We start from the raw sequence: 2,746 nt of genomic DNA on the forward strand, positions 1-2,746 counted from the left end.
TTTTCAAAGAAAGGGGTTGTGCAATAGTGGCTTAAAGGCTAAAAGCACTACCTTTGTACGCAATATAACAACAATACGTTTAAGGTCACAATTTGTGATATTGGAAAAATGAATATAAATATGACAGATAAAATAGAAAAAAAGGAGGCAACCTTTGCAGTGCCGTACAATGGCGAGGACAACAACGACTATGTGGACGGCAAGGGCTTCTGCTGCAATGACGGCAGCTTGGAGGCTGCGCAAGCACGTGTAATGGCAAGAGCAATGAAGAATAACTTCCAAGAAGGCGACGCATACGAGAAGATGCAATTCTACTACCACCCAGACCATTTGGGTAGCAGTAGTTACATCACCAATCTTGATGGCGAGGTGGTGCAACATATCGAGCATGTTCCTTTCGGTGAAGTGTTCGTTGAGGAGCGCAACAACATTTGGAATACACCTTATCTTTTCAATGCGAAGGAATTCGATAAGGAGACAGGATTGTATTACTATGGAGCGAGGTACTATGATCCGAGGTTGAGTCTTTGGCTTTCTATAGATCCCAAAGAGGAAAAATATTCCAATGTGTCAACGTATTGTTATGTTATTTCTAATCCGCTGAAATATACAGATCCTACAGGTATGGAAATTGATATGACAAAAGTTCGTTTGGCTGATGAACAACTTAAATTGTCAACAACTCAGTCTGTAATAAAAGATTTGGCTTCTCAAACGGGATTACAACTCAGTTTGGACAAGGATAACAAGTTGCAATATGCTAAAAATGATGAAAGAAAACCTATTGTTAATAAGATTACCAACAAAAAAGGAAAAGAAATAGATGCAGGAAGTAAAACTGCAAGGAATTTCTTGATAAAAATGATTGACAACAAAACCGAGATAGAAGTATCCTATCATGCTAAACGTACTGTTACATCTGGAACTCAAATAGGTCTCAGTTTTGAGCAAATCAGTAACATGGTTAAAGGTGCTGTTGGTGTAGATGGCAATACGCTTGGTTTTGGCATGACCTTCTTACATGAACTTCATCATACAACAATAGGTGGAGACTATCATGATTCTACAGAATTTTTTGGAACTGGACCAGTTGTTGATAACATGAATATAATCCGCAATGAACTCAACAAACAAGGGTTTAATTATGGAGAAAGGTTAAATTATAAAGCGATCCATACAAAAGAAGGTAATATTATTCCTTTTAATGAATCGGCTTTAACTTCGTTGAAGTACAATAGTTCCATGGGGAAAAAGGCTCATTATATTAAAACAAAATGAGAATCATTATGAGAATATTCTTTTTGATGTGCATTTTGGGGGCTTCTTTGACGATAGCAGCTCAGAATATCATTTATGGTAATAAAAATGAGCAGAGAGCTATAAATATGGCATTTGATATTCTGCAAGTTTATTACCATTCAAAAGAACTGTGTGTTTCAGATTCGATTTATGATCTTGATTGGGATATTTTTTCAGATATGGTTGATACTCAGACCAAACAAATTCTCTGGTCTTATCGAATAGAGAAAAAATTTATTTGGAACGCTCCAACATATTCTGAAGCTTTATTATCTATATTCGGTCCTGAAACTTGTGATTCTTGTATGTATATAGCAAATTTTTCGGAGCCATATAAAGGAATGATAAGATGCGACATCCTACCAAAAGATAAAATGGTTGGCATTTATGGATCGCCTGTTATTTCGGCTTTTCTATTTAAATACAATAATAGAGGAGAAATTTATCAGAGCTATAAAGCTGAAGTCAATATAGACTAATTAAAATTCTTTCAAAAAGGGATTGTGTGAAATGGCACAGTCCCTTTTTATAAGATATTATACAAAGGTCTTTGTACGCCCAATTGTATGATTGCAACCCTCTCCATCTTCATCGCATTCCCATAAAGGTCTTTATTCCATAAAAGTTGTTATAAATGCTGCGAAAATTCTTGATTGTGACATTCCAACCGTAACTTTGCCAGTTCAAACAAATTAAATCATATCAAAATGTAGTAGAATTATAAAAAATCAGCAACAAAATGGAACACAAGAAACAGACCGGGCATGTCTGCCGATGGATGTTTTTTGGCATAACGATTGTCACCATCGTCGTAGGATGTACCATAGTAATCGGCCTATTTGAATGGCGCGACAGAAGCAGGATGGAGAGCAGGAACGCAGAGACACACCTTTGGCGTAAAAACGTGTATGACTTGAATATGCGTGTCGCCAAGTTATCTCTGCTTGGTGAGACATGGAAAAAATGTTAGACATATTATTGTGCGTTTTCTGATTATGCTGCAAATCAACGCAATAAATTCAATAGCCAATCGTTCTTTAGTTATAACATAAAAGCAAAACAATATGAACTATATTTGTCTTTGGGGAATATTAGCGTCTATAACAGGAATTGCAATAATGTTTTCTGTTATTAAGCACAAAAAGTCGGTAAGTGCCATAAAAAATGGCACTTACTTGATTTTTTCAATTTTGATGATATGCTTAGGAATAACAACCATCTTATTTAAAAGATATGATAGTATTTGTGCAATATCCTTTGGTATTACATTCCTAAATATCACATACAAAGACAGGCGTACTTTCCCACCGAGTTTTACAATAAAATATGTCTTTTTGTAAATATGGTTGACTCCCTAAAATGTAAGTGAAATGAAAAAATCATTAGAAGAGACATTAAAGGAAGTTGAATTAAGCAAGGAGATTTATCGTCTTTATGCTTTAGAACA

Annotated in this window: 2 protein-coding genes and 1 pseudogene; all 3 read left to right on the top strand. The window is 35.3% G+C overall.

The window, feature by feature from the left end; genetic code table 11:
* Positions 1 to 132 precede the first annotated feature (132 nt).
* Positions 133 to 627, top strand: a pseudogene (locus C9991_RS17130) (RHS repeat domain-containing protein); the annotation flags it as partial.
* Positions 628 to 1,286: 659 nt separating this feature from the next.
* Positions 1,287 to 1,778, top strand: a complete 492-nt coding sequence (locus C9991_RS16435) for a hypothetical protein (RefSeq protein WP_147398754.1) — start codon at positions 1,287 to 1,289, stop codon at positions 1,776 to 1,778.
* 260 nt (positions 1,779 to 2,038) lie between these two features.
* Positions 2,039 to 2,269 carry a hypothetical protein gene (locus tag C9991_RS16440; protein WP_106813548.1) on the top strand — a complete coding sequence of 77 codons (231 nt, stop codon included), beginning with the start codon at positions 2,039 to 2,041 and terminating at the stop codon, positions 2,267 to 2,269.
* Positions 2,270 to 2,746: the final 477 nt, after the last annotated feature.

This window comes from Prevotella merdae, assembly GCF_900290275.1.
Lineage (GTDB): Bacteria > Bacteroidota > Bacteroidia > Bacteroidales > Bacteroidaceae > Prevotella > Prevotella merdae.

Excerpts from the sequence above, each read along its gene's own strand:
- C9991_RS16440 (WP_106813548.1), top strand. The coding sequence starts at position 2,039 with ATGGAACACAAGAAACAGACCGGGCATGTCTGCCGATGGATGTTTTTT.
- C9991_RS16435 (WP_147398754.1), top strand. The coding sequence starts at position 1,287 with ATGAGAATATTCTTTTTGATGTGCATTTTGGGGGCTTCTTTGACGATA.